We start from the raw sequence: 24,236 nt of genomic DNA on the forward strand, positions 1-24,236 counted from the left end.
TTATTCAACGCCACACAAAAAATGCTTTGAGGAGCCCCTTTTTTAACCTATTTTCCAAACGGACAATATAGGAGTTATCATGAAATTCACTAAAACCATTCTCGCATTCGGTCTTGCTGCAGCAGCTACCGCTAGCGCTGCCATCAGCTACAGCCCAGTTACAGCTAACGCTACCGAAGGCGCCCAGAAGCTTTACAACTTCCTTGCCACGAACTACGGCGTTAAGACCGTTTCCGGCGTGATGACCGGCGATGTCAGCTCCGCCACCGTCAAGGAACTCCCCGACGTGATTTCGTTCCAGGAACATACGGGCAAGCTCCCGGCCCTCGTGGGTTTCGACTTCCTGTTCGCAACCGGCGTGAAGGCTAGCGACGCCTGGTACCAGAGCTACACGCAGATGGCTCTCGATGCCGCCAAGGACCTGTGGAAGCAGGGCGGTATTCCGGCCTTCACCTGGCACTGGAAGGATCCCAGCGACCAAATTGACGCGTTCTACACTAAGTCGGGCAACGACAAGGAATACACTGAATTTGACTTTACCAAGGGCTTTGCTGACCCCGCCTGCACGGCGAACTGCACCTGGAATACGGAATCCGAAACCTACAAGCAGCTCGTAAGCGATATTGACGAAATTGCCGACATGTTCCTCGGCCTGCAGGAGGCCGGCGTGGCCGCCATCTTCCGTCCGCTCCACGAAGCAAGCGGCAAATGGTTCTGGTGGGGCACCAAGGGTGGTGCCGCCTTCCAGGCCCTCTACAACCTCGTCTACGACGAAATGGTTTCGGTGAAGGGTGTGAAGAACCTCGTGTGGGTGTGGAACCCCGAATACACGAGCGACAAGGACTGGAACCCGGGTACTGCGAAGTACGACGTGATTAGCCTCGACATCTACGAAGCGTGGGACTACACCACCAAGTACACCAAGGCCTATGCAGAACTCACCACGAACTACGGCACCGACAAGATTCTCGCCGTGTCCGAGAACGGTTCCATTCCCGACATGTCTGCCATGAAGGCTGGCAACACCGTGTGGTCATGGTGGATGCCCTGGTACCAGACCTGGGATGGCAAGTTCCTCGACCAGACCGTAGAGGCGGTATGGAAGGCAAACATGGAAAGCCCCTGCACTATCGATCTTGAAAGCATGCCGGGCTGGGACAAGTACACCATTTCGAATGCCCCCGTGGCCGCCTGCGATGCGGATTACAAGCTTGGCGAACTCGACACGGCACGCGTTATTGAAGATAAATTTCCGGGAGACCTGGCTACGAACGGCTGGTTGCAGGTCAAGCTTGCCGCCGGCAGTGACACCGCCAAGGGCAACATCGTGATTCTCGACAAGAACATTCCGGACCTCTCCACCGCGAAGACGCTCACGATGAAGGTCTACAACACCAATTCCATGTCGGGCATCTGGTTCACGGTCGCATTCCTCACGGGCGCTCCGGACTGGGCATGGGCACAGCCCGATGGCTGCTGGGTGAACGCGGGGGATTCCACCCTTTGCGAGATTGACCTTACTACAACCGCGAAGGACCAGGTTGTGCTGGAAGGTGCCGACTACACGGCATTCATGGGCAACATCTCGAAGGTCTACCTCGAAGTGTTCGCGGCCGGCTTCAACGGCACCGTCTATTATGATGACGTAACAGTTGACGGATCCATCCTCATCAACGACTTCAACAAGGCCCAGAACATCAAGGTTGAAGAAGGCCAGAAGCTCGCGGTAAAGGTTCTCACGGCCGGCAGCAGCGCCATCAAGCCGGTGGCAGCAGCAAGCGCCGCCGCCAAGTTGAGTGTATCGGGCAAGACTGTTTCGCTCACCACCGCCAAGGCAGGCATGGTTGCAGTCGAAGTGTTCGGCATGAACGGCAAGCGCGTGGCAACGCTCTACAAGGGAAACCTCGCCGCAGGCACCAGCGCATTCAGCCTCGCCGACATGCCCAAGGGCCGCTACATCGTCCGCGTGAAGGGAGCTGGACTCGCCGCAACGCAGCCGATTCTAGTCAAGTAATTTTTCTTTCATGACTCCTGGTCCCTGCGGGTTTACTCCCGCGGGGGCTTTTTTTATGATCGTTTGACCCTGGACCGTAATAAAATTTGCATATCACGATAATCCGATCGGCGCCATCGGTGCATAAATTGGTGTGGACAAAAAACAGGATTTATGTCAACACCCCTAAATAAAAACCGTCCCATTTGCGTCTTATTTTTTTATTTTCCCGATGGACGCCCCTGACGGGCGTTTCGAGGAGTCATATGAAAAAATTGAGTTTTGCGGCTCTTTGCGGGGCCTTTTTGCTCGGTGGAACTGCTTTTGCGGCCCCGGGCCTCACGGTGAGCGGCACCGACCTGCTCTATAACGGCAAGAAAATCTTCTTTTCGGGCACGAACCTCGCCTGGAGCGACTACAATTCCGACGTGGGAGCTTCCCCGCTGAACGAAAACGCCTGGCGCAAGGCTGTGGAAGGCACGCGCGCTGCGGGCGGTAACGCCATCCGCTGGTGGCTTTTCAACAACATGAGCCAGAGCCCCGAAATCGACCAGACAACGCACCTGGTTTCGGGCCTCAAGGAAAACACCATCAACAACATGAAGAAGGCCCTGGACATCGCCGAGGAATACGGTGTGATGGTCTCGATGTGCCTCTTCAGCCACAACCTGATGGAACCCAACCAGTGGGGACTTTACGACGAAAAGCTCGACATCACTGCGAACACGAACCTGTTCGAGGACGAGGGCACGCAGGCGTTTATCGACAACGCGCTCATCCCGGTGGTGAAGGCGATTGGCAACCACAAGGCGCTCATGACCTGGGAAGTCTTCAACGAACCCGAGGGCATGACGAGCGAATGTAGCGGCTGGACTACCAAGAAGATGGCGCTTTCCAAGATTCAGGCGTTTACAAACAAGGTAGCGGCAGCCATCCACACCGAAAACCCGGAACTGCTCGTTTCTACGGGTAGCGTGAACATCCAGTATCAAAAACACTGGAACGACGCGGCCCTCGTGGCGGCGGGCGGCAAGGCGAACGGCACGCTCGACTTTTTCCAGACGCACTACTATCCGTATTGGCAAAACGATGCGGTGAGCCCGTTCGTGAATACGGCAGCCCAGATGGCGAGCAAGTACGGTTACGATAGCAAGCCGATGATTATCGGCGAGTTCCCCGCAAGCGGCTGGAAAGGCGACACCTACACGGCGAGCATGGCGGCAAAGACCCAGATTTCGACCGAGGAATGCTACCGCAAGGCGTTTGACGGCGGTTACGCGGGTGCTCTCGCCTGGCAGTACATCGGCGACAAGACCGAATCGAACTTCGGCGGTTACACCTATACCATCGACCCGGCACTCGATGCAATGAAGGCGCTTGCCGCAACAGAAGAGGCCAGCATCAAGATTAAGGATGTGGCAATAAGCCAGGAAAGCGGCGATGGCAAGATGGCCGTGACCTACGGAGGCGACAATGCGCAAATCGAATACCAGAAGACGTGGGACCTGAGCAAGGCCAACACGTTCACGTTCGAGGTGAAAAACCAGGGCGCGAGCGATGCTCAACTGAACCTAATTTTCAAACTGACGGATGCGTGGACATGGACCGAAGTAGAAGGCCCCTGCGAAGTGGCTGCGGGCGAATCGAAAATATGTTCGTTCGATATTTCCAGCTACGCTGACCGCAACAAGACCCTGAGTGTTGTCATTGCGAACTATGCAGCAGGCTACACCGGCACCATCCTGTACGACAACTTCAAGGCGGGCGACCAAGTTCTTTGGGACTTCAACGAAGACAAGTACGATGCCTTCAGCCGCGGATTCGAGAACACCGAAGAGATGATTCCCGAAATCAAGATTGTGTTCGGCGAAGGTCCCCTCGGGATTGAGCCTCGCGCAGTCTCGCTCGCTGCGGGTGGCACCTTCAATATCGCAGGCAATACGATTTCTCTTGTGACCGCGAAGGCGGGCGACGTGAGCGTAGACATGTTCGGCATGAACGGCAAGCGCGTTGCAACGCTCTTCCACGGCACGCTTACGCAGGGCAGCTACGCGTTCAGTCTCGAGAATATGCCCAAGGGAATGTATATCGTGCGCGTGAAGGGCGCGGGAATAGCAGCCACAAGGCCTGTACTTGTAAAATAAAGCGTTTCTGACTCCTCGCCCCTGTGGGTTTATACCCGCGGGGGCTTTTTATTGCGAATCAGACAACATCTTTTCCGTTGTTTTACTTGCAAACGGGATATTCTGATTTTTCGAAAGTATATTTAAGGCATAAATTAAGGAGTGTTGTATGGGATGTAAATTACTCGCGGCGCTGTCCGCATTCTCCGTGATGCCTGCTTTTGCAGCCCCCACAATCTACGAAGCCGAAGATTTGCCTGGCGCAAGCGTTGCCGAAGGTGCAGAATTTTCGGGCGGAAAATACGCAAAGACCGCAGACCCGAGCGGCATCACATTCACCGTCAAGGTCGAAGAAACCGCCGTCTACGATATTACCACCAAGGTTCTGATCAAGCAATACGACTGGACCACCTCTAAAATCGCGGTCAACGGAGTGGATGTGGGTTCCATGCTGACTACCCCGCGCAACTGCGATTCGAGCTACGTGGTTTCGGCATCGGCCAAGATGAAGGCCGGCGAAAACAAGATTACCGTAGGGAACCAGGCTCTCGGCGTGGACTACATTACCGTTGAACGCCACCCCGACGCGGTATTCAAGATTAGCGAATTGCCGGTAACTCCGAACGCGACGGAATCGGCCCGCAAGGTCTACACCTACCTCCGCGATAACTTCGGCAAAAAGACCGTTAGCGGCATGATGATTAGCGACCAGAATTTCAACTACGATTACGGCAACATGCGGCTCATTCCGCCTGGCGGCTGCACGCCCGCGGATTCCTGCAAGTTCAACGACGAGGAAGTCTCGTGGAAGGGCCAGACCGACATCGCCGAATTCTACAAGCGTAGCGGACACTACCCCGCCATTGGCGGCTTCGATATGCTGTTTGCGGCAGGCGGCCACCATGAAGAAGGCTGGTTCAAGGGCTACACCGAAAACAACTTGCTCATGACCGAAGACTTGTGGAACATGGGCGGCATTCCGACTTATACTTGGCACTGGAAGGTCGGCGAAGACACCGTATTCTACACGCAGGGCACTCCCGCAGGCTTTAACAACCCCGGCTGCACCGAAGGCGTTATGGGCACTTCGAACACAAATACCTGCTTTAACTACACCAAGGCTTTCAAGGGCGAACAATGCCAGGAACTTGATGAAACCTCACAGGAATACAAGGACATTGTCGCCGACGTGGACATTGTCTCGGGCTACTTCAAGCAGCTGCAAGACAAGGGAATCGCCGTCGTATGGCGCCCCTTGCACGAAGCAAGCGGTGGCTGGTTCTGGTGGGGTACTGCAAGCCCCGAATGCTATGTGCAGCTGTACCGCCTGGTATTCGATCGCATGGTCAAGACAAACAAGCTCACCAACCTGATTTGGGTCTGGAACATCAATACCGACCCGAAATTTGGTTACGACTACAGCGCTCTGAATGCAGCATGGTACCCTGGCGATGAATACGTGGACATTGTCGCTGTTGACATTTACGACCCGCTGAATGACCACAATTCTGCAGCCAATTACTACAACAAGATTGTGAGCGACGTGGGCACAAGCAAGATGATTGCCTTGAGCGAAAACGGAGCCATTCCGGATATTGACAGCATTGCCGAAGACAAGGCCTATTGGAGCTACTGGATGACCTGGAGCCAGACCTGGAGCGGAAATTTCTTGGAAAAGACTCCGACAGACATGTGGAAACGCAACTTGGATGACGAACGCATTATCGCCCTCGACGACATGCCCGGTTGGGACAATGTGAAGGCCGACATCAGGATGGCTCGCCGTATAGGATCCAACAACCTGGCCGTCAATATGCAGGGCAACCAAGTTACCGTATCGCTTGCTCATGCCGGAGCAGCAAGCATTGCCCTGTTCGACTTGCTCGGCCATAAAGTCGCAAGCCTCGCCCAAGGAAACCTGCCTGCAGGAACCACTGCATTCAATCTTGACGGTATCGCCAGCGGCCATTACATTGTGCGCGTCAAAGTCGGCAGCACCAGCCTCGCAAAAAAAATTTCACTAAAATAATCAACACCGAAAATAGACAACACCATATTTCTAGTCAGGAAAGCCGATTTTGAGCAAAAATCGGCATTTTTCTTTTGTTAAAGGCTTTCACAAATATTAAGCGACCTTGCGGCAAAATTATTCCCGTTTTTACATACTTTTCATATAAAAAAGAGTCTTCAGTATGTAAAGAACCTCTTCTTTTTTTTATTGTTACATACTTTTTTCATTTTCAAGCAACTTAGTATGTAATTTTTTTCAAAAAAGAGGGGAAAACGGCAAAAAATCCCCCAAGAAACTTTCTACAAGTACCAAAGTCTCTTATTTTTGCACGGAAAAATCTGTTTTTTACATACTAACCGCACTGTTTTTAGCATTTAGTATGTAACGATGTCCGGCAAAGCACAAAATACAGCCTAATTAGGCATGTAAAGCCGTTCATATTCCTCTTTTAAAGTCCCTGTTGAGAATTCTACACCGCAAAAAACATACAGACGCATATTTTTTGTTTAAAACGGCCTTGCAAAATCTAATTTCAGATAGAACTACAACGGGGCAAGTTATGCCCACATATACCATATAAGGAGTCAAAATGTTTGGTATCGGAAAGTTTGGTATCGCGGTCGGCGCGCTCTCGCTCGCAAGCACCGCTGCGTTCGCCCTCCCCAAGGCGACCGAGATTTACCCCGACATGGGTCTCGGCTACAACATCGGCAACACGATGGAAGTCCCGGGGAACCCGACTGGATGGGGCAACTCTTTCCCTGACGCCGCCTACGTGAAGGCAATCAAGGACGCAGGATTCAACACCGTGCGTATTCCCTGCGCCTGGAACAGCCACGCCTCTAACGGCACCATTAACGCCGGCTGGCTCGACTCCGTAAAGACCGTCGTCGATCTCGTCATCAACAACGGCATGTACGCCATCTTGAACAGCCACTGGGACGAAGGTTGGCTCGAAGACGAAGTCTTTAGCGGCGGACACATCGACCGCAACGGAAATCAGGCCACAACCGACTCGTCCAAGGTTCGCGCCCTGCAAGAAGGCTACTGGAAGCAAATTGCAGACTACTTCAAAACCTACGACGAACATCTGATTTTCGCATCCGCCAATGAACCTGGCGTGAACGATCACCGTGGTGGTTCCGCTGCAGATGGATACACCGACAACGGCCAGCTGGCTTTCAATGAAGACCGCATGACCATCTTAAAGCGCCTCCACGAAGCATGCCTGCGCGCCGTACGCACTTCCGGCGGCAACAACGCCACCCGTATCGTGGTCGTGCAGGCCCCGCGTACCGAAATTGACAAGGTCCCGCTCCTTTCCGCGCAATACCCGACAGATCCGGCAGGCGAAGGCTACACCATGGCCGAAATCCACTTCTACCCGTACCAGTTCTCGCTCATGACCAGCGGCGACGAAAGCTGGGGCAAGATGTTCTACTACTGGGAAGACCAGACTCCGGGTAACGACGCAGCACATACCTGCTCTGGCTCCTCTCTCGGATCCAAGAGCTCTATCGACCAGCTGTTCAGCGGCCTCAAGAGCACTTTCTACGACAAGGGCATTCCGGTCGTGATCGGTGAAATGGGCGCCGTCAAGCGTTTCTCGCTCACAGGAGACAACCTGAAGGCTCACTTGAAGGCTCGTGCCGCCTGGTACGGCTACACAGTTGCAGCCGCCAAGAAGAACGGTCTCGTTCCTTGCGTATGGGACACCGGTGACGAAGGCGATGGTAACATGACCATTATCCGCCGCCAGGTGAACAAATTCGGCGGCAACGTGGGTGACATTACCGACGTCGAAACTTTGAACGCCATGCGTGAAGCATTCGGCCAGGCAGCTCTTCCGGGCGGTTCCATTGATTCTCTCGTCAACCAAAACCCCGACATTCCCGAAGGTTCCGGCAAGGGCGTGCAGGTGACTTACCAGACAGTAACTTCCGACTCCAGCGAAGTGGGTACACTGCGCATCAACCTTGCTAGTGGCAAAAACGACCTTTCCAAGTACGTTGGCATCGAAATTCGTCTGAAGGGTTCCGTCACTTCTGCAGGCCCGTGCACCAACGCAGCAAAGGATTGCGGTGAATACGGCTGGACCTCCATGGACCTCTTCATGATGACTGGTAGCAGCTGGGCATGGTTCGACGCTCCCGTACTGCAGCAGGCCGACCAAGAACTCAATGCGTCCAAGTTCCAGACTTTCCAGGTCAAGTGGGATGACTTCCGTACCACTCCCACAGGCCTCAACTCGGTGAACGCCATCGGCTTGAACCTTTACGGCACGCAGGTCACCGGCACCATCACCTTCGACTACATCAAGGGCATCAAGGCCGACGGCTCCACCGAAATCATCGACGATTTTGACAAGAAACCGCAACTCGAAGGCATCGCCTCTGCCAAGATTGTCGCGCTCAGTGGAACGGATGCCATCAAGCCCGCAGCAGTCGCCGCAACGTCCAAGATGTTCGTGAACGTTCAGTACGGCTCCGTTATGGCTCAGTTTAACGCCGCAGCAACCGCTCCGGCCAAGGCTATGCTCTTGAACAGCATGGGCCAGGTGATTGCACAGCAGAATTTCACCGCAAGCAAGGGCATGAACACAGTTGAACTTTCGAGCGACTACCGCGGTCCGGCCGTACTCATGGTCAAGCAGGGCAGCCAGCGTTACATGCAGAAGGTGATTCTGAAGTAAGTTTCGTGTGGAGTCCCGGCAGGTTGGAGTGTCTTTGCCGGGATTGCTTGGAAAAAAGCAAAAGGAATCTGGTCTGAACGACCGGATTCTTTTTTTTCGCCATCCTTGCAGGATTCCAGGACGGTGTTTCGTAGAAATGTTACAGCACCGAAGCGGAATCCAACGCAAAGATTTCGCCTAATTGCTTATCATCCATGTCGGCAAGCCAGGTTTCACCGGCGTTCACCGTCATCTCGACGACGGCCTTTTTGGCTTCGAGCAGCGCGTCGATTTTTTCTTCAAAAGTACCCTTGGTAATAAAGCGGTGTACCTGCACATTCCTGGTCTGCCCAATACGGAACGCACGGTCCGTCGCCTGCGCTTCGATAGCGGGATTCCACCACAAGTCATAGTGAATCACCTGCGAAGCGGCGGTCAAGTTAAGACCGGTTCCTGCCGCCTTGAGCGAAAGGATAAGCACCTTGTCTTCGGGATCTTCCTGGAACCGACGCACCATTTCGTTGCGTTGATTCTGTGTACAGCCGCCGTGGTAAAAATCCGCCTTGATTTGCAATTCGCGTTCAAGCGTTTCTTGCAGTAGCTCGCCCATTTCGCGGAACTGCGTAAAGATGATAGCCTTTTCGCCCTGTTCCTGAATAGAACGCAGCAAGTCGAGAAGCATCCCCAATTTTCCGGAATCTTCGACCTTCGCCTCCCCCGCCTTCAAGTAGGTACGCGGGTGGTTGCAAATTTGCTTGAGCGCAAGAATCATCTGGAGAATAAGTCCCTTGCGCTTGAAAAGGTTGCTCGCGCCAGCAGGAGCCGCAGAAGCAGGCGCGGCATCCGCGCCATCGGCAACCGCGAGCACATCCGCACCGATATCCATTGACGGACCTTCTTCAAGCAGTTGCAATTCTTCCATAAACTTGTCGAGGATCTTCTTGTACAGCGCCGCCTGCGACCGCGTCAGTTCCGCATACTCGTTCTGCTGAATCTTGTCGGGCAAGTCACTGATAATCGTCTTGTCCGTCTTCATACGGCGAAGCATAAAGGGAGCGGTTATCTTCTTGAACTTTTCAGCGACCGCCTGGTTTGCATTCTTCTGGATAGGCGTTTCGTACTTGTCGCGGAATTCCAGCGCCGATGGCAAAAAGCCACGGTTGCAGAAATCCATAATCGTCCAGAATTCCATCAGACGATTTTCGACTGGGGTTCCGCTCATGGCAATCTTCATCGGAGCTTTGAGTGCGCGAATCTTGCGACTCTGTTCGCTGTCGGCATTCTTGATATTCTGCGCTTCGTCGATTACGATCACGCGCCAATTCAGCTTTTCAAGTTTCTTGAAATCGAGGCGACACGTCGAATAGGTCGTAATCAGCAAGTCTGCATTGAATTTTTCCAGCTTGCGGCCCGCCCCATGGTAAGTAAACACCTTGAGTTCGGGCGCAAACTTTTTCACTTCCATCTGCCAATTGCACAAAAGTCCCGCCGGCACCACCACGAGAGCACGCCCTTCGGCAAGGCGACCTTCCTGTTTCAGCTTCAAGAGGAAAGCGATTACCTGGAGCGTCTTTCCAAGGCCCATGTCGTCTGCCAAGATGCACCCGAAACCCATCTGCAAGTTCTTGTACATCCACGAATAACCGCGCATCTGGTAAGGGCGAAGCGTCGCGTTCAGGTTCTCCGGTAAATTCGTCTCGGTTTCCCCGCGCCACACATCCAGCTGCTGCTTTAGCCCGTCAGTCATATCGACAGGGATGTCGTCGCATTGCCCCGTCAGGCAAGCCTGCAGAAGTTTCGCCGTCGAGGGAATAAAATCCTCGGAAGCATCATCCACATCGGAGTCCGCAGCAGAATCAGTGGCGCCGTCAGCATCCGCAGCCTCACCCGCAGAATCCGCGTCATCAACAGCGCCATCGGCAACAATCGCACCTCCGGCCTTTTTCTTTTCGCGTTCGTCGATACGCTGCTGTAAAAGCGCAAGATCGTCCGCCGTATATTCTATGTAGCGGTCCTTGTACTTGAGGAGCCCTTCGGCATCCTTGGCAAGCCGCATGAATTCCTCGGCGGGAATTTTTTCGTCGCCCAGAGCCACTTCCCAGTCAAAGTCCAGCAGGTCACCCGCGGTGAACGCCCCGATACCAAGGCTTCCCTTGAGCTTCATCTGCGTCTTGGGGCGTGCAATTTCCTTGAGGGAACGCGGCATCTCGGTCACGATGCCGAACACCTCGAATTTCTTGATGGAATAAGTGACAAATTCCTTGAGTTCCGCGCCCTTCATCACGATCGGTTCTACCGCATGAACTTCCAAGTATTGCTTCATCGGCTTGAACGTTTCCGAGACGCAGTTGAGCACGTTCATCAGCGACAGAAGCCGCGGATCGCTATTTTCAAAGAGGGCCTTGAGAGGTTCGCGACCGACCGACGATTCCACGAAAACATCCAGGGCAATTTCCTTGCCAAGTTCCGAGCAGCGGAAAATAATCTTGTGGTTGAATTCCAGCGAATTGTAGACGGAGAACCACGCCTGAATCTTCGACGGAATCTTGAGCCCGTTTGACGCCAGTTTTCCCGACTTGCAGTCAAAGAAAAATCCGAGCAGGTTTTCGTGGGTTCCCTTCTTGTAACTCTGCGCCGTACGCGCAAAACGGAGCAGCTTGCCGATAAAAATCGAGAGGATATGTTCGGCGGCTCCGTCCAGGTCTTCGCGCAGCAAGTCACGCACTGTAAAAGCGAAATCGTCGGGAACACCCTTTTCAAGTTCTGCCACCACCGCAAGCACATCAGGAAGCATCTCCGCCGGGAGCCAGCGCACCTGCGCCGTCACGCCGTTCAGCCAGAACACCTGCGGGTAAATCGCACCGCAGCGCACCAGGTAATACGCCACCATCAGGAGCTGATGCACAAAACGTACCGTCACATGGTTATGCCACACGCAATCCTGGTTCAGGCGGCAAAGCGCTCCCATAATATTTTCAACGGAAAGCCCCTCGGCCACCACGCGCTCGTCTTCAAGCTGGCTGAATGTCCACTGCCATCCGCGAGCATGCACCACCTGCAGGCGTTCCCGTTCCATCAAGAAAGTGTGCGCATGGTAGATTCCAAAATCCTGTGCAAACTGTTCAAACTTTTCAAAATGGTTGTAGAACAGGCGGCAACGTTCCAGTTCGTCAACAAAACTCTTCTTGAAATTGCCTGCGGGGCAAAAATCCGGACAATTCGACAACATCGCCGGAAGCACATGGGAATAATCGCGCCACTCGTTAAAATTGAACTTGGGTACGCGCGGCATCTCTGTACGGTCGTTTACCGGCAAAATCCGCACCAGAGTCGATTCGCTCGGCACATCCGATTCCACCGGTTCCGGCTTATAGTCCTTGAGGTAAGCGATATCGATTCCGTGAATCCTGAAAAGCACAAACGGGTCCGAAGAAATCATTTCACCCAGTTTCAGGAACACCGATATCACGTAACGGCAAGGAAGCGGATCCTTGCAGTCACAGTTCATGTTCACGTGGTCGCAGGTTTCGAACAGGGAAAGCCCGCACTTCGACAGGAGCAACTCAATCGAGGGATTCATCGCCTCGTTTGAAAGAGCCGTGAGCTCCACCGGCTGCTGCTTCAGAAGCCCCACAAAGACATTGGCCCGTTCCTTGTCAAATTTCGGGAAAACGAGGTAAACATTGTGCGAACCGCCATTCGGCCCCTTCACCTCGGCCATGACGCGGTTGTCGGACACCGTAAAGGGCTGGACCTGCCCACGCCCCACATACTTGAAAGCCAGGTCAATATCGCGGGCGGACGCACCCGAAAGCAAGTGGTCTAGCCACTTCTTACTCCACCAAGTACTTCCGTATACACCATATTCCATAGCCCCCCAAATATAGTAATTTTTTGTATTAAAATTTGCTCATTTGAGCAATAAAACTACAAACGGCAGCGACCGCCGCTTACAGATCCCAGACTAGGGACCATCAGGTAAAATCCCTGAAAAACTCCGGGCGGTGAAAATCGGGTTTCTCGGTTTCAATCTCGAATGCGCTCAGGTAGTGCGGCGTTTTCGCCTTGTCGGCGCACTTGTACAGGTTTCCCCTGAGTTGGACTCCGTTGAAACTTTGGATGCCAAGGATGCTCGCCGGAATCTGCACCGTCATTCCCCAGCACACCAGGTTGCCTGCCACGCTGGCAAGTTGCTTGGTCCGAATCACCTTGTCGATTTCCGACTGCGGAAGCGCCGTGCGGTTATTGCGGTCGGGGCCACGGGCCGCCAAAAGGTAGCCACGGCTAGTCGTTTCGAAGTTGAAGTACTCACCGGGATTCACTGGACTCTGTAGGAAAATTTCGACGCAGGAATCTTCCCAACTGCGGCCGTTGTCGCCATCGACTTCGGCACGGAAGCAGTCCGAAGGTTCTTCCACCGTAAAGTGGATCGTGAAATAATCCGCGGAAAGTTCCGCCTCGGCAAGCACGGTCGGGAGAGCGATTCCCTGATTCTGGGGCCAGTTCATATTCGGTTTCAAGAGCATGTGTTAATAATAGTAAACTGATTAATCAGTGATTAATCGGTGATTAATCACCTCGGCAGATTCGTCTTTTTTTGAAATTGTCGTTTTTTCGTTTAATTTCGCCATTTTTTCAAATTGGCACGGTTCTTGCAAATAGGGTTCCGACAACGGCACGGGCAATTCGTTACGTTGCCAGCAAATTCACACATAAACTAGGAGGCCTATATGGCTGAAGAAAAGAAGAAGAAAGAATGGAATGCGACCGGGGCGTTCGACTGCCTCGCCGTCACCAGTGTGCAGGTTTACCCCTTCAAGGAAGGCCCTTCCATGGGGCATATCAAGGGGCTCGCATCGGTCGTGCTCAACGACCAGTTCCTGGTTCGCGGGCTTCGCGTGATGGAAGGCGAAAACGGCATGTTCGTGGGTTACCCGATTGATCCGTTCTTCAAGGGCGAAGAATTCCGTAGCGTATGTTTCCCGATGGCACGCAACCTGCGCGAGCATATCGAAAATTGCGTTCTTGAAAAGTACCAGGCCGCAGTCGCCTAAGGAGAATCCATGTTCCGTCGAATCCGTTCTTACTGCTTGTTTGGAATAAAGGCTGTCCCGGTGAGTGTCGAAATCGATGCCTCGCAGGGGCTGCCGGGTTTCACCATGGTAGGGTTACCCGACAACGCGGTAAGGGAATCACGGGAACGTGTCGTTTCGGCGATTCGTTCCATTGACAAGGTGGTGACCGGTTTCCGGACTACGGTGAACCTGTCACCCGCGGATTTGCGGAAAGAAGGAAGCGCCCTGGATCTGCCGCTTGCCATCGGGCTGCTGGTTGCGACCGGCGAAATCGAAGTTCCCCAACTTGAAAACCTCGTTATCGTGGGGGAACTTTCGCTCGATGGCCTGCTGAAGCCGATTCGGGGCGCGCTTTCGATTGCCATGAGCCTTTCGGAAAAGTCCAAGAACATCCTGGTGATTCCTCGCGCGAACGAAAGCGAAGTCTCGCTGGTCGAAGGAATCCGCTATGTCTGCGCAGATACCCTCAGGGAATGCGTCGAGGCTTTGGAAGCGGGTGCAGAGAATGTTGCCAGGTGGGCCACCGGCTTCCGTTTTAAGAATAAATCAACTATTACCGCAAATGACATTCCCGATTTCAAGAATGTCGTCGGGATGGAGGGCGTCAAGCGTGCGCTGGAAGTGGCCGCGGCTGGAGCGCACAACTTTCTGCTGGTAGGCTCGCCCGGAGCGGGCAAGACGCTCTGTGCAAAATGCCTGCCGGGCATTTTGCCCGAAATGACCGAGACCGAGATCCTAGAGACAACCCGCATCCACTCGTGCGCAAGAACGGCCGGTGATTCCGACGAATTCAAGCCGGTCATGACGCGCCCGTTCCGCACGCCCCACCACAGCGCGTCCATGGTGTCCTTGGTGGGGGGCGGCACCCGGCTAAAGCCGGGCGAAGCGAGCCTCGCGCACAACGGCGTCCTCTTTCTGGACGAGCTCCCCGAATTTAACCGCAGCGTTTTGGAGGCCCTGCGCGAACCAATGGAAGAAGGTTCCATCTCGGTCAGCCGTGCGAGCGGCACCGTCGTCTGGCCTGCCCGATTTATGATGGGAGCGGCCATGAACCCCTGCCCCTGCGGTTACGCCATGGATCCCAAGCGACACTGCACCTGCCTCCCCGAGGCACGCAAACGTTACCAAGAAAAAATTTCAGGACCTCTCCTTGACCGCATCGATATCCAAGTGAGCGTTCCTCCCGTAGACGCCTCGCAATTTGCATCGAAGGCCTCCGCGGAGCCGTCCGCAGAAATCCGCAAGCGAGTCTGCGCCGCCCGCGACATCCAACGCAAACGGTTCAAGGGAACCCGCTTCAAGACGAATGCGGAAATGAGTTCCAATTTCGCCAAGGATAGCTGCAACCTCTCCTCCGCCACCGAAAAATTCGCCATCAACGCCGCCGACCGAATGAACTTGAGCGCCCGCGGCTACTATAGACTATTAAAGGTCGGGCGCACCATCGCCGACCTTCGAAATTCAGAATCAGTTGAAATCGAGGACCTCTCCGAAGCCCTGCGCTACCGCGCCTTCAGAAGCTAACCTAGCGGATTATCTTGATGGAAGATTCGGCGCCGGCGCTTTGCGGGATTGCGAGCGGCTTGCGGACAGAAACTTCTGCCGCGACGGTCTTCGGGTAGTGGTTCAGGATATGTTTCGCGGTTTCTACAACCAGCGTTTCTTCTAACTGAAAACGGGACTTGCAAACGAAGTCCTGTACATCATCAGCTAACTGAACATAATCAATGGAATGAGCCAAATCCTCGTTGCGAGCAGCGAGGGTAAAATCAAGCCACACGGAAATGTTCATCACCACCGGCTGCTCGTTTTCGCGTTCGAAAGGGAGCGTGCCGATAATGCAGCTGAACTCCAGGTCCCGTATAGAGATTTTACCCGTTTCGACTACCATACGAAGAGGACAACAGCGCCAGCAATGGCACCGGCAGCGACACCGAACCAGATGTTACGGGCGGTGGCGTAAGAATCGTGAGTTGCCTTGTTTTCGTCCATGCGCTTCTGCATGTTGGCCAAGGACCAGTCAGAGTTACCGGCCTTCTCGGACATTACCGCACGACACTTATCGGGGTTTGCGTCAGCGGCGCAAACACTCAAGACCTTGTCGTTGATTTCGGAAAGCTCGTCGTAAGCATCCTGAGCTTCGCCGGCCTTGCTGTGGTTCAAAACACCCATCACGATGCCGGCACCGGCAACGGCGGACAGAGCAACGGCAGCCCAGAAACGGACTTCATCAGCAATACCGAAACGGTCGCCCACATCGTTTGCAGCGTCGCTTGCGGCGTAGTCGCGATCATCGGCAGATGTATTGTCAACCGGAGCGGAAGTATTGTAAGAAGTGTAATCTTCTTCATCTTCGTCTTCGCAGTCCGGATCGTATTCGTCACATTCTTCTTCTTCGCTAGAGCTTGCGGCGGGAGTGGCAGCGGCAACGGTTTCTTCCTCTTCTTCGGCAGCCGGAGCGTCGCCCTTCAAGGTCACCGGAGAACCGTCAATAAAGACAATCGCAGTCGTAAGACCAGGTGCGTAAACAGCCTTACCATCGAAGTAGACCTTTTCGACATCCTTATCGGCGGACATACCGCGACGTTCATAGAGCTTTGCCGAAATGAGCTTGGAATAATCAACGCCTTCGGCAGTCAGAGCGGTCATCGAGGAAAGGTCACCCTTGCCACCCTGGTAGAGCTGGTAAGAGGTTTCGGATTCACCAAACGGATCTTCAAACTTCTGACGGACGACCAGGCGGCCTTCTTGGAGCGTTTCGACTTCATCTGCAGGAGCGACCTTAAGCGTTCCGCCAAATTCGGCAACGATATAGTCATCCGGTGTGCCCGCATCCTTTGCGGAAAATTCTTCAATATCGTACACGCCAGCAAAAGCCGATACGACAGACAGGCAGAGAACCATCAAAAGTGAACGTTTCATTTATCACTCCAAATTGTCTAATTTTTTTTTTGAAATATATAAAAAAATATGGACAATTGCATCAAAAATATGCCTTAACATTACACATTTGTGAACATTATGTTTTCCCATCGGGCGAATTGTTTCCCAATGTTTACAAGCATCGCGGAAAAATGCAAGCGGGGCGTTACGGGGCCGGCGATTACAGAAACCCATGACGCTCGGTCATAGCCATGCAAGCATGGCTGCGACTCTCGCTTACAGGGTTTTGAGGCCCCGTTCGAAGGGGTAGCGCCCTTCGACAGACTCAGGGACCTATGTTCCTGAGGATGGCGATGGAAGCGAGGGGGAGACTCCCTCCCCCTACAACCTCTACTCTGGATCCCCTCCCCCATCGTGCTACGCACTCCGGGGTCGAGGATGACTTATGTGAAATCGGGCGGCTCGGCGATGCCCCAAAGCATTCGTTTTTTGTCGCATCACTCGCCTTTGACGGGTTCAAAAAGGGATTTGCAAGCAGCTCCGCATTGTTCGCCCTACGCAAAGTTACTATATTTTGCCCGTAAAATTTTAACCCTAAAAAGAGGATTGCTACAATGGCAAAGCTTTCTATCGAAGATCTCGAACTCGCCGGCAAGCGCGTGTTCATCCGTGTCGACTTCAACGTTCCGCAGGACAAGGTGACTGGCGAAATCACCAACACCAAGCGTATCGAAGCCGCTCTCCCGACCATCCAGTACGCTCTCGACAAGGGTGCAGCCGTCGTGCTCGCTTCTCACCTCGGCCGTCCGAATGGCGAAAAGAACATGAAGTACACGCTCGCTCCGGTTGCAAAGAAGCTCGAAGAACTCATCAAGAAGCCGGTGAAGTTCCTCTCTGACTGCGTGGGTCCGGAAGTCGAAGCCGCCTGCGCCGCTATCAAGCCGGGTGAAATCATCCTCCTCGAAAACCTCCGCTTCCACATCGAAGAAGAAGGCAAGCGCAAGATCAAGAACGCCGATGGCACCGAAACTAAGGAAAAGGCCGACAAGGAAGCCGTGAAGGCCTTCCGCGCAAGCCTCACCAAGCTCGCTGACGTCTACGTGAACGACGCTTTCGGTACCGCTCACCGCGATCACTCCTCTATGACTGGTGTTGCACTGCCGCAGCGTGCCGCTGGTTTCCTCATGAACAAGGAACTCAAGGCATTCGACCAGGTGCTCAACAATCCTCCGCGTCCGTTCCTCGCCATCCTCGGCGGTGCAAAGGTCGCTGACAAGATCCAGCTCATCAACAACCTTCTCGACAAGGCCGACAAGATCATCATCGGCGGTGGCATGGCTTTCACCTTCAAGAAGGTTCTCAACAACATCGAAATCGGTTCTTCCCTGTTTGACGAAGAAGGCGCCAAGCTCGTTCCGGATCTGATGGCCAAGGCCAAGGCTGCCGGAAAGGAAATCATCCTCCCGGTTGACTACATCGCTGCCGACAAGTTCGCTGCCGACGCTGCCACGAAGGCTGTCTCTGACGCCGAAGGCATTCCGGCTGGCTGGATGGGCCTCGATGTGGGCGCTGAATCCACCAAGCTCTTCGTGAACGCTATCAAGTCCGCCAAGACCATCGTCTGGAACGGTCCTGCAGGCGTGTTCGAATTCGAAGCCTTCGAAAAGGCTACCAAGGCTATGGCCGACGCTATCGTCGAAGCTACCGCTGCCGGCGCAATCACCGTGATCGGTGGTGGCGATACCGCAACGGCTGCCAAGAAGTACGGCGCCGACAAGAAGGTGACCCACACCTCTACGGGTGGTGGCGCTTCCCTCGAACTCCTGGAAGGCAAGGTTCTTCCGGGCGTTGCAGTGCTCACGGATAAGTAATGGTTTGTCATTGCGAGCCCCGTAGGGGGTGAAGCAATCTCAATTCAAATTCTTAAAGGGGACCCTCGTTCGCGAGGGTTTCTTTTTTTATCTTTGAACTTATGAGATATCTTGTTTTTATTCTTTTATTTGCAATGTCCGTGTTCGCACAAGAGACAAATTCATACGCTCCGACCGAAGCACCGATCGAGGATCCTGCCACGCAGCCCCAATACGTGCAATATCCAAACCAGCCGCAAGATGTGTCGGTTCAACAAAATGTGCAAACTCCGCAATACGCCCCCGCGCAATACGGTCAACCCAGCCAATATCCCCCGCAACAGCAGTACGCCCCGGCGCAGTATCCGACACAATACCCGAATCAGTATCCTGCCCAGCAGCCTTATTATGCTCCGGCACCGTACCCCGTTGCACAGCCGCAGTACCCGCTTCAATACTACCAGCAGGTTTTCTATGACGACAGTGTCGCCTACTACCAAAACAAGATTGAAATCTACACTCAAAGCGGCAATTCGAAGCGGAGAGCGGGCAACGCCATGATGATCGGAGGCGGTATTGCCGCTGCAATCGGAGGGATTATGATGATCGGCGCATTGGACGATACCGACGACGATGACTGTCGCTACAATGATTACCGGTGCAATGAAGACCACGAAGGTAAAGAGAACATCGCCCTTGCTGGTTACTGCGTATTCCTCGGAGGCGCCGGCGTTTTCATCGCAGGCGTCGTCGTAAAGATTGTGGGCGGATCCAAGCTGCGCAAGGCAGAGCGTTTCCGCAATTCCCTTGTGCAGTACAACTACAGAAGACAACACGCCCTGCAACTGCAAATCGAGCCTTTAATCAACGCCCGCAAAGGCTCCTACGGCAGCAGACTTTCCTTGAATTTCTAGTTCGTAGACACTTAAAAAAAATGATTTGCGCAACTCTGCAATATACTTTGCAGAGCTTCTTTTTTACAATTTATTAGATTTTCGCAAGGAACCCCTATGCATAAGTTCGAGACATTTCTTTTATTCCTCGTCGCATCGTTGTTATGCGGGTGTACCTTCATCGAAACCAAGGTCGAAATGACCAAGGGTCGATTTAAAATTCCCGAAATAGAAAACTTTAATGGCGTGGGAAAATTCGTACCTGAACAGACCTTACTAAAGGGATTCTCGTTTTCTGTCGCCAAATCAAAAGACCGAGAAATTCCGATGGACGTCTCAAACGAAAAAGAAGACTTTTCGGATTCAATCACCCTGCCCAACAGCAAAATCGACTTCGCCTACGTACACAAGACCTGGGATTTCGCAGGTACAGCAGACTTTTTATTCAAGGACGAAATAGTCCTATCGGGACTATCCTTCGGCTTCAATTCGTCACTATCCGCATTTATACGGGGCGTTGTTGGTATAAACTTAACGCATTTTGAAAGTGGACTTTTCGGATATTTCGCCTTAGGGCAATGGCAAAGTTCTTACACAGGATACCAATACACAGAAAGCTTCTATGACATGGGCGATCGCATCCCTGCATCCAAAGAAACGTACGAAGAAAATTATTCTGGAAAAATTGTAACCACCGCCGCAGCAGGAACCTACGCTTCCGTCTATGCGGGACCAGCGGCCCTTTCAGGATCCATTTCTATGTTCTCCCCGTGGGGCGGCACCGAAGACAGAATGGACCTGACCTTTGAATTTCCTTACCTGTTCAAGGCGTACCTGGGGACATCGCTCTGGATTGGTGACCATATCAAAATTTCCGCAGGCATCACTGACTACCTGAACGCCGAAAAGAGGAATTTGTCATTCGGCGGATCCGCAGGACTATGGCTATAGGGGGGAAGATTATGGGATCTCTATCAAAAAAATTCCTTGCCGTATTGTTAATGACGCTGATGATTTCCGGTTGCGCTAGTGTCAATACAGGCCATGCAGAAATTTATTTCAACCAAAGGACCGTAAAGCATCAAATTCTAATTGATGGGGAAACATACGCCGAAATAAGCCCCGCCCAAAATTCCGCAATGGTAGCCGTCAACATTCCCAAAGGGGAACATCAACTGACCATAGTAAACAACAGCAATATCTTGTTGGATACGACCTTGGTCATCGGAAATAACCACAACCGCAACAAATGGCTAGAATGGTCCATAGGCACGACAGGACTGCTCGGGTCGATTACTTTTGGAGGTGTAGGGTGGATTGTAGGCTTGTTCTTATTTACTGTGCCTCATCTTCTTGATCAATCATTTAATGAAGCGGACGCAATTCTCAACATAGCGGCAATCACGCCCCCAGATATCGAAGAATTTTACAGTGATTCCATATACGCAAACATTATCTTTAATTCCGTTACAAACAGAAAATTTTTTTTCAAGCCAGAAGCTCTTTGTTATGACGAACCCACTAACCTGATTTGGATAAAAACCTATAGCAACCTATCTTATTACGACTTAGAAATGGTCTCGTTATGCACATCTCAAGAGTCTGACATTCAATGCAAGACCCCAGACAAAAAATTCTGGCAAGATTTTCAGTGTCGTCCAAAACCCGAATAAATCAAAATGTTGTCCGTCAAAACGGATAACCCAAGCGCAAAGGATTCTACGTAAAGTGGTAGGCTAGTTCGCTTTCTGGACGCTGTCGCCGTAGATGGTTTTCCAGTCGTTCTTCATGGACACGGGAATCCATCCGTTCTTTTCACTGGCGGCACGCATCTTTTCGGCCTTGGCCTCGTTGCCGTATTCGCGTTCGAGGTCATCGCAGAGGAGCATAAAACCCATAGCCCTGTACTTGTTGCCGTGAATGGCATAGTTCAAGAGGCTTGCGTCGGTACCGCTGTTACCGAAGGCGAGCACGGGCTGGTAGCCGATTTCGCGGGCAAGGGCTGTCACCTTGTTCATCTGCAGATTCTTGATGATGCTCTCCCCCGCAAGCACGAGTTTGTCGCCATCCTGGATGGTATAGGCGAGACCGTCGGCGCCGTTCTGGTTATTTGACACCACGACTACATCGGAACCGATAATCTGCCGAGGCGGAAGACCGAGGCCGTCCATGACGACGGGGCGCATCGTGTAGCGTTCGGTGCCGCTGCTCACGTAAACCGTAAATCCGTTTGCGGTCAGGAACTTGACCACTTCGACCATCGGCTTGTAATAGGCTTCGCCACGCTTGAGGCCCGTAAAGCCCGGCTGCGGTTCTGCCATAAAGGCGCGAACGTAAGCCTCAAATTCCGAGAGCGTCATGCCCTTGTAGGCCTGCGCGACCATACGTTCGCGTTCGGCGCTAAGTCCAGGGAAGACCTTCTTTTCGCGACCTTCGCGGGCGGCCTTCAGTTGCTGCTTGGACGGCTTGAAAGTTGAATCGTCAAGGACGCGGTGTTCAAAAAGCATCCAGTCAAAGTAGGTCGGAGCCGTTTCGAGGAAGAGTGTACCGTCCCAGTCGAACGCGGCAATACGGCGTTCCACCGGGATAAAGTCCGGCGAAGTAGAATCTGTCACCGCACGCACGAAAGCTTCCAGAGAATCCTTTGCAGGAGCATGTTCCGTCCACAGCGAGAGAGTTACCGGGCGTTCCGGGAGCGAAGCGGACTGTTGCGCCTGCGAGGCAACCGGAGTCTGCGCAGCGGCAGTCTTTTCTTTGGGACATTTTTCGCAGCAGCCTGCAAAAAACAGGGCTGCAATTGCACTCGTCGCAATAATTCGAGAAAACATCATACACCTTCCTTCTTATGTTTTTTAGAAATATAACACATTTTGATAGAAGGTGAAAATGTATCTCTGGATCCTCCCCATTCGGGGACCATGCGCACTAAGGTTACAAGTAACCAAGTGCTGTCCGCCGTCGGGCGTACCGCCCTCCAGGATGACAGCAACGGGAATAATGCAATATTGCGAAGTTTGCAGGTGAATTTAAGTGGAGAATTTTTTGTTCGTGTGAGCCTCGACCACGTTCACCACGTAGTCACCGAGCTTTTCGCAATCGTTCACCACGTCCATGTAGTGAACACCCATCTGGTAGCTGTACTTCTGCGATTCGATGTCGGTGATATTTTTCTCCTTGAGGAGCTTGCGGTAATCGTTGATCTCATTCTCCATATTCAGCGTACGGTTTGCGTCGGCAGTCACAGCATCGCTAATGACATCAATCATGTTCGTTAACGCCTTGTCGCAAAGCTGCATCATGTGCTTGATGCGGTTGTACTGCTCTTCGGTAAAGTCGTCGGTACTCCTAAACTTGCGGTTGATGGCGCGGGCCATGTTATAGCAGGAATCCCCGATACTTTCGATTTCAGAAATTTCGCGGAGCATCGACTGGATATTCGTCTTACTTTCGGGACTCAAGCGGCCTTCGGAAACCTGGTTCAGGTACTTGGCAATTTCGATTTCCATGTTGTCGCTGATGCCTTCGTACTTTTCGATGCGGGCAAAGAGCTTCACGAAATCGTTCTCGTCCTTCATCTCGAGCAGTTCGGGCACCATGCGGAACATCTTCTGCGTGCGGGCTGCAAACAAGTTAATTTCCTTGCGGGCTTCAAAAAGCGAAAGTTCCGCAGTGCTCATGAGGCCCGCGCTGATAAACTTGACCTTGAAATCCTCGCCGTCTTCCTTCTCGCGGATAATCTTGCAGATGATTTTTTCCATCGGCTTGATGAACCAGATGAGGATAAGCACGTTGCAGAGGTTGAATGCCGTATGGAAGGCAGATAGCGCGTAGGTCACACGGACGCTCGCCTGGGCAACTTCTTCGTCGGTGTGCGGCACAAACGTCGGGTCGAACCCTACGATGCTGCACACCATGTTCACGAACGGGCGGAACACTATCAAAACCCACACCACGCCGAACACGTTGAAGAGCATGTGCGCCAAGGCCGCGCGCCTTGCCTGCGTACTTGCCGAAAGAGCGGCGAGGTTCGATGTCACCGTGGTACCGATGTTTTCACCCATCACGAGCGCAATGCCCTGGTAAATCGGAAGCACTCCACTGCTGCAGAGCAAAAGCGTAATCGCCATGATAGCCGCAGACGACTGCACGCACATGGTAAGGACGCTACCCAGCAGCAAGAAGAGGAGCGTGCTGAAGATTCCCCAACCGCCAGTCGTCGCAAAGAAGTTGATCACCGTCTGGTTGTGAGCCAAGTCCATAGCCACCGCATTTTCACGCAGCGTGGTAAGGCCGAGGAACATGAACGCGAAACCGAACACGAATTCGCCGATACTCTTGGTCGAATTCTTCTTGGTGTAAGAAAGGATGATGCCGAGGGCGAAGAAGGGCCACACCACCGAGCTCATGTTGAACTGGAACCCGAAAACGGACATAATCCATGCCGTGGCCGTAGTACCGATGTTTGCACCCATGATAACAGGAATGGCCTGACTCAATGTGAGCAGGCCAGCGTTAACGAAGCTTACGGTAAGGACGGTCGTAGCGGTAGAAGACTGCACCGAGGCAGTCACAAAGGTACCTGTGAGAAGGCCTCCGATGCGGTGCTTGGTCATGGTTCCAAGGACAGCACGCAGGTGACCGCCCGTGAGTTTCTGCAAGCCTTCGCTCATGGTCTTCATGCCGAACATGAGGAGCGCAAGGCAACCTATCATTTTAAGAATCATAAGTGTCATAGGA

General features: G+C 53.0%; 16 protein-coding genes. 10 read left to right on the top strand and 6 right to left on the bottom strand.

What is annotated here, in order from left to right; all coding sequences use genetic code 11:
- Positions 1-79 precede the first annotated feature (79 nt).
- The 4 genes from BUA93_RS04410 (at position 80) to BUA93_RS04425 (ending at position 8,819) form a co-directional block, all read left to right on the top strand.
- On the top strand, positions 80-2,014 hold the full coding sequence (locus BUA93_RS04410) for a glycosyl hydrolase (RefSeq protein ID WP_072977757.1): 1,935 nt from the start codon (positions 80-82) through the stop codon (positions 2,012-2,014).
- A gap of 245 nt (positions 2,015-2,259) precedes the next feature.
- Entirely contained in the window at positions 2,260-4,137 is a 1,878-nt protein-coding gene (locus BUA93_RS04415; RefSeq protein ID WP_139257757.1) for a T9SS type A sorting domain-containing protein, read from the top strand.
- Between the two features lie 148 nt (positions 4,138-4,285).
- Positions 4,286-6,145 carry a glycosyl hydrolase gene (locus BUA93_RS04420; RefSeq protein WP_083597117.1) on the top strand — a complete coding sequence of 620 codons (1,860 nt, stop codon included), beginning with the start codon at positions 4,286-4,288 and terminating at the stop codon, positions 6,143-6,145.
- 571 nt (positions 6,146-6,716) lie between these two features.
- Positions 6,717-8,819, top strand: a complete 2,103-nt coding sequence (locus BUA93_RS04425) for a glycoside hydrolase family 5 protein (RefSeq protein ID WP_072977762.1) — start codon at positions 6,717-6,719, stop codon at positions 8,817-8,819.
- Positions 8,820-8,958: 139 nt separating this feature from the next.
- On the opposite strand, the gene BUA93_RS04430 is transcribed toward BUA93_RS04425, so the two are convergent.
- Entirely contained in the window at positions 8,959-12,669 is a 3,711-nt protein-coding gene (locus BUA93_RS04430; protein WP_072977764.1) for an SNF2-related protein, read from the bottom strand.
- Between the two features lie 103 nt (positions 12,670-12,772).
- Positions 12,773-13,324, bottom strand: a complete 552-nt coding sequence (locus tag BUA93_RS04435; RefSeq protein ID WP_072977766.1) for a carbohydrate-binding family 9-like protein — start codon at positions 13,322-13,324, stop codon at positions 12,773-12,775.
- 204 nt (positions 13,325-13,528) lie between these two features.
- Between BUA93_RS04435 and BUA93_RS04440 the strand changes: the two genes are divergently transcribed.
- Together BUA93_RS04440 and BUA93_RS04445 are read left to right on the top strand one after the other, a co-directional pair.
- The gene (locus BUA93_RS04440) at positions 13,529-13,852 is read left to right on the top strand and encodes a SpoVG family protein (protein ID WP_072977767.1); all 324 of its coding nucleotides are present in this window, start codon (positions 13,529-13,531) and stop codon (positions 13,850-13,852) included.
- Between the two features lie 9 nt (positions 13,853-13,861).
- The gene (locus BUA93_RS04445; protein WP_072977769.1) at positions 13,862-15,397 is read left to right on the top strand and encodes a YifB family Mg chelatase-like AAA ATPase; all 1,536 of its coding nucleotides are present in this window, start codon (positions 13,862-13,864) and stop codon (positions 15,395-15,397) included.
- Between the two features lies 1 nt (position 15,398).
- Here the strand turns inward: BUA93_RS04445 and BUA93_RS04450 are convergent, their stop codons facing one another.
- Together BUA93_RS04450 and BUA93_RS04455 are read right to left on the bottom strand one after the other, a co-directional pair.
- The gene (locus BUA93_RS04450) at positions 15,399-15,764 is read right to left on the bottom strand and encodes a dihydroneopterin aldolase (RefSeq protein WP_072977771.1); all 366 of its coding nucleotides are present in this window, start codon (positions 15,762-15,764) and stop codon (positions 15,399-15,401) included.
- Complete coding sequence (locus BUA93_RS04455; protein WP_072977773.1) at positions 15,758-16,795, bottom strand: hypothetical protein; 1,038 nt, start codon at positions 16,793-16,795, stop codon at positions 15,758-15,760. The genes BUA93_RS04450 and BUA93_RS04455 overlap by 7 nt, the downstream gene beginning before the upstream one ends.
- Before the next feature lie 575 nt (positions 16,796-17,370).
- Here BUA93_RS04455 and pgk point away from each other — a divergent pair.
- The 4 genes from pgk (at position 17,371) to BUA93_RS04475 (ending at position 21,172) form a co-directional block, all read left to right on the top strand.
- Positions 17,371-18,627 (top strand): phosphoglycerate kinase, encoded by a 1,257-nt coding sequence (gene pgk, locus BUA93_RS04460; protein ID WP_072977774.1) that lies wholly within the window; start codon positions 17,371-17,373, stop codon positions 18,625-18,627.
- Between the two features lie 101 nt (positions 18,628-18,728).
- Positions 18,729-19,520 carry a hypothetical protein gene (locus tag BUA93_RS04465; RefSeq protein ID WP_139257759.1) on the top strand — a complete coding sequence of 264 codons (792 nt, stop codon included), beginning with the start codon at positions 18,729-18,731 and terminating at the stop codon, positions 19,518-19,520.
- A gap of 96 nt (positions 19,521-19,616) precedes the next feature.
- Entirely contained in the window at positions 19,617-20,450 is an 834-nt protein-coding gene (locus BUA93_RS04470) for a hypothetical protein (RefSeq protein ID WP_072977778.1), read from the top strand.
- 11 nt (positions 20,451-20,461) lie between these two features.
- Positions 20,462-21,172 (top strand): hypothetical protein, encoded by a 711-nt coding sequence (locus BUA93_RS04475; RefSeq protein ID WP_139257762.1) that lies wholly within the window; start codon positions 20,462-20,464, stop codon positions 21,170-21,172.
- Between the two features lie 63 nt (positions 21,173-21,235).
- On the opposite strand, the gene BUA93_RS04480 is transcribed toward BUA93_RS04475, so the two are convergent.
- Both BUA93_RS04480 and BUA93_RS04485 read right to left on the bottom strand, forming a co-directional pair.
- Positions 21,236-22,330 (bottom strand): HAD family hydrolase, encoded by a 1,095-nt coding sequence (locus tag BUA93_RS04480; protein ID WP_254793848.1) that lies wholly within the window; start codon positions 22,328-22,330, stop codon positions 21,236-21,238.
- 195 nt (positions 22,331-22,525) lie between these two features.
- Positions 22,526-24,232: a Na/Pi cotransporter family protein gene (locus tag BUA93_RS04485; protein ID WP_072977781.1), complete on the bottom strand. Its 1,707-nt coding sequence runs from the start codon at positions 24,230-24,232 to the stop codon at positions 22,526-22,528.
- Between the last annotated feature and the right edge of the window lie 4 nt (positions 24,233-24,236).

The sequence above is a fragment of the Fibrobacter sp. UWH4 genome (assembly GCF_900142475.1).
GTDB lineage: Bacteria > Fibrobacterota > Fibrobacteria > Fibrobacterales > Fibrobacteraceae > Fibrobacter.

Bases quoted from the DNA above. Each gene is read 5' to 3' on its own strand.
- BUA93_RS04425 (WP_072977762.1), top strand. From the start codon at position 6,717: ATGTTTGGTATCGGAAAGTTTGGTATCGCGGTCGGCGCGCTCTCGCTC.
- BUA93_RS04435 (WP_072977766.1), bottom strand. From the start codon at position 13,324: ATGCTCTTGAAACCGAATATGAACTGGCCCCAGAATCAGGGAATCGCT.
- BUA93_RS04475 (WP_139257762.1), top strand. From the start codon at position 20,462: ATGGGATCTCTATCAAAAAAATTCCTTGCCGTATTGTTAATGACGCTG.
- BUA93_RS04465 (WP_139257759.1), top strand. From the start codon at position 18,729: ATGAGATATCTTGTTTTTATTCTTTTATTTGCAATGTCCGTGTTCGCA.
- BUA93_RS04470 (WP_072977778.1), top strand. From the start codon at position 19,617: ATGCATAAGTTCGAGACATTTCTTTTATTCCTCGTCGCATCGTTGTTA.
- BUA93_RS04440 (WP_072977767.1), top strand. From the start codon at position 13,529: ATGGCTGAAGAAAAGAAGAAGAAAGAATGGAATGCGACCGGGGCGTTC.
- BUA93_RS04450 (WP_072977771.1), bottom strand. From the start codon at position 15,764: ATGGTAGTCGAAACGGGTAAAATCTCTATACGGGACCTGGAGTTCAGC.
- BUA93_RS04420 (WP_083597117.1), top strand. From the start codon at position 4,286: ATGGGATGTAAATTACTCGCGGCGCTGTCCGCATTCTCCGTGATGCCT.
- BUA93_RS04430 (WP_072977764.1), bottom strand. From the start codon at position 12,669: ATGGAATATGGTGTATACGGAAGTACTTGGTGGAGTAAGAAGTGGCTA.
- pgk (WP_072977774.1), top strand. From the start codon at position 17,371: ATGGCAAAGCTTTCTATCGAAGATCTCGAACTCGCCGGCAAGCGCGTG.
- BUA93_RS04445 (WP_072977769.1), top strand. From the start codon at position 13,862: ATGTTCCGTCGAATCCGTTCTTACTGCTTGTTTGGAATAAAGGCTGTC.
- BUA93_RS04415 (WP_139257757.1), top strand. From the start codon at position 2,260: ATGAAAAAATTGAGTTTTGCGGCTCTTTGCGGGGCCTTTTTGCTCGGT.
- BUA93_RS04410 (WP_072977757.1), top strand. From the start codon at position 80: ATGAAATTCACTAAAACCATTCTCGCATTCGGTCTTGCTGCAGCAGCT.
- BUA93_RS04485 (WP_072977781.1), bottom strand. From the start codon at position 24,232: ATGACACTTATGATTCTTAAAATGATAGGTTGCCTTGCGCTCCTCATG.
- BUA93_RS04455 (WP_072977773.1), bottom strand. From the start codon at position 16,795: ATGAAACGTTCACTTTTGATGGTTCTCTGCCTGTCTGTCGTATCGGCT.
- BUA93_RS04480 (WP_254793848.1), bottom strand. From the start codon at position 22,330: ATGATGTTTTCTCGAATTATTGCGACGAGTGCAATTGCAGCCCTGTTT.